The sequence below is a fragment of the Rhodovulum visakhapatnamense genome (assembly GCF_004365965.1).
GTDB classification, from domain to species: Bacteria; Pseudomonadota; Alphaproteobacteria; order Rhodobacterales; family Rhodobacteraceae; genus Rhodovulum; species Rhodovulum visakhapatnamense.
Genome location: NZ_SOEB01000073.1, coordinates 1 through 2,476, shown reverse-complemented (window position 1 = coordinate 2,476; position 2,476 = coordinate 1). Strand labels below are relative to the sequence as shown.

General features: G+C 67.1%; 3 protein-coding genes. All 3 read left to right on the top strand.

Annotated elements, in window-relative coordinates:
* Positions 1–85: 85 nt before the first annotated feature.
* The 3 genes from tnpA to tnpC are packed head-to-tail and all read left to right on the top strand — an operon-like array spanning position 86 to position 2,448.
* Positions 86–496 (top strand): IS66-like element accessory protein TnpA, encoded by a 411-nt coding sequence (gene tnpA, locus EV657_RS22595; protein WP_279587406.1) that lies wholly within the window; start codon positions 86–88, stop codon positions 494–496.
* Positions 490–843, top strand: coding sequence for an IS66 family insertion sequence element accessory protein TnpB (gene tnpB, locus EV657_RS21335; protein ID WP_134079867.1), 354 nt, complete (start codon positions 490–492; stop codon positions 841–843). The genes tnpA and tnpB overlap by 7 nt, the downstream gene beginning before the upstream one ends.
* 54 nt (positions 844–897) lie before the next feature.
* A complete protein-coding gene (tnpC, locus tag EV657_RS21330) occupies positions 898–2,448 on the top strand; it encodes an IS66 family transposase (RefSeq protein ID WP_134079866.1) in 1,551 nt (516 codons plus the stop codon).
* Positions 2,449–2,476: the final 28 nt, after the last annotated feature.

Below are 2,476 nucleotides of genomic sequence, written 5' to 3'. Positions count from 1 at the left end.
GTAAACGGTGTCGCCACCCCACATTGCCGACGGGATCAGCCATTGCGAGTTGATACGCATCCAAAGAAAAGGAGTGCGTTTCGCAATGTTCGCAAAGAGTTCGTTCCTCACGGCGCTTGGTGTTGAAGTCTTCGCCTCGGGGCAGAGGCGCTGGCCGGATCATGTGAAGGCGCAGGCGGTGGCCGAGACCCTGGAGCCTGGGGCGACGGTGTCAGGTGTCGCCGCGCGCTACGAGATCATGCCGAGCCAGCTGACGGCGTGGCGGCGGCTGGCCAAGGATGGCAAGCTCGTGCTGCCTGCGGTCGAGATCGATGAGCCGGTTTTCGCACCTCTGGTCGTCCGGGATGAGACCACGACGGCCCCCGAGCCCGAGCGGCACCGCGCCGAGGCGCCAGTTAGGGTTGTCCGGGGTTCGGTCATCATCGAGCTCGCACAGGATGCGCCCGCGGCCCGGATTGCCGAGATAATCCACGCGCTGGAGGCGCATCCATGTTGATGCCCTCGCAGGGCGTGCGGATCCTGGTGGCGACACAGCCGGTGGACTTCCGGAAAGGCCATGACGGTCTCGCAGCGCTGGTCCAGTCGACGCTGGCCGAGGACCCATTTACCGGCACCGTCTTCGTCTTCCGCTCGAAGCGGGCCGACCGGTTGAAGATCCTGTTCTGGGACGGCAGTGGGCTCGTGATGGCCTACAAGCGGCTGGAAGAAAGCGCCTTCACCTGGCCGGCGATCCGCGACGGGGCCATGACCCTGAACCGCGCGCAATTCGAGGCCCTGTTTGCCGGCCTGGACTGGCGCCGGGTGCGGTCACTGGAGGTGCGTCGGCCGGCTGTGGCAGAGTGACTCGCCCCGACGAATGACGGGGCATCGGCGCATTTGGCGCGGTATGATCTGCGCATGTCCAGCGCCCCACCCATCGATCTGTCCGCGATCCCCGAAAGCCAGCGCGCCGCCGTGCTGGCGGTGCTGCAGGAGCGTGACGCGCTGAAGGACGCGAACCGGCGGCTCGAGCATCTCGTGGCCGAGCTGAACCATGTCGTGCATGGCAAGCGGTCCGAGAAGCTGAGCGATGATGACCGACAGCTGGCCTTCGAGGACCTGGAAACCGCCGTCGCCGAGGTCGAGACCCGCAAGGAGCAGGTTGCGCCGTCGACGGCCACGCCGCGCCCGGCACGGCGTCGCAACCTGGGCCATCTGCCTGCCGAGTTGCCGCGCATCGAGCGTGTCCTGGAACCCGCAAGCCTCGATTGCCCATGTGGCTGCGGCCGGATGCACCGGATCGGCGAGGACCGCACCGAGCGCCTCGACATCATCCCGGCGCAACTCCGGGTCCTGGTCGACATCCGGCCGAAGTATGCCTGCCGTGTCTGTTCGGACGGGGTCACCCAGGCGCCAGCAGCACCTTGGCTGATCGAAGGTGGGCTACCGACCGAGGGCGCCATCGCGCATGTCCTGATGTCCAAGTTCGCGGACCACCTGCCGTTCTACCGCCAAAGCCAGATCCTGGCGCGCTCCGGCAGCCAGCTCGACCGCAGCACCCTGGCGGACTGGGCCGGCACAGCAGCCTTCCATCTCGGCCCCGTGGTCGACAGGCTGACCGAGCATCTCAAGTCGTCCGGCAAGCTGTTCATGGACGAGACCACCGCCCCGGTCCTCGACCCAGGCCGTGGCCGAACCAAGACCGGCTACCTCTGGGCGCTTGCCCGGGATGACCGCGGATGGGGCGGAGAGGACCCGCCCGGCGTGGTCTTCACCTACCATCCCAGCCGCGCAGGGGCGCATGCAGAGCAGATCCTGCAGGGCTTCGACGGAATCCTGCAGCTTGATGGCTATACCGGTTACGATCGGTTGACGCGCCCCTCCCGCAAGGGCGGCGCGCCGATCACGGTTGCCCACTGCTGGGCACACGCTCGCCGCAAGCTGAAGGAAGTCTTCGACCGCGACGGCTCCGAGATTGCGGCCGAGGGACTGCGCCGGATTGCCGAGTTCTATCGCATCGAAGCCGAGATCCGCGGTATGGGCCCCGGCCAGCGTCTGTCTGCCCGACAGGCCCGCAGCGCGCCCCTCGTGGCCGCGTTCGGCGATTGGCTGCAGGCGCAACGTCTTCGCGTCTCCGCAAAATCCCGGCTCGGCGAGAAGCTGACCTACATCCATCGCCACTGGCCCGGCCTGCAGACCTTCCTCCACGATGGCCGCGTCGAGATCGACTCCAACGCCGTCGAGAACCTGATCCGACCGATCGCGTTGACGAGAAAGAATGCCCTCTTCGCCGGCCACGATGAGGGCGGCCGCACATGGGCTCGCGCCGCCTCCCTGATCGCCACCGCAAAGATCAACGGCGTCGAGCCTTTCGCCTACCTGAAGGCGACCCTCGAGGCCATCGCCGCCGGTCACCCGGCCAGCAGGATCGACGAGCTCCTGCCCTGGAACTTCAACCCGTCAAGCTGATCCCGCGTGGGGCGCAGACAGCGCTTAC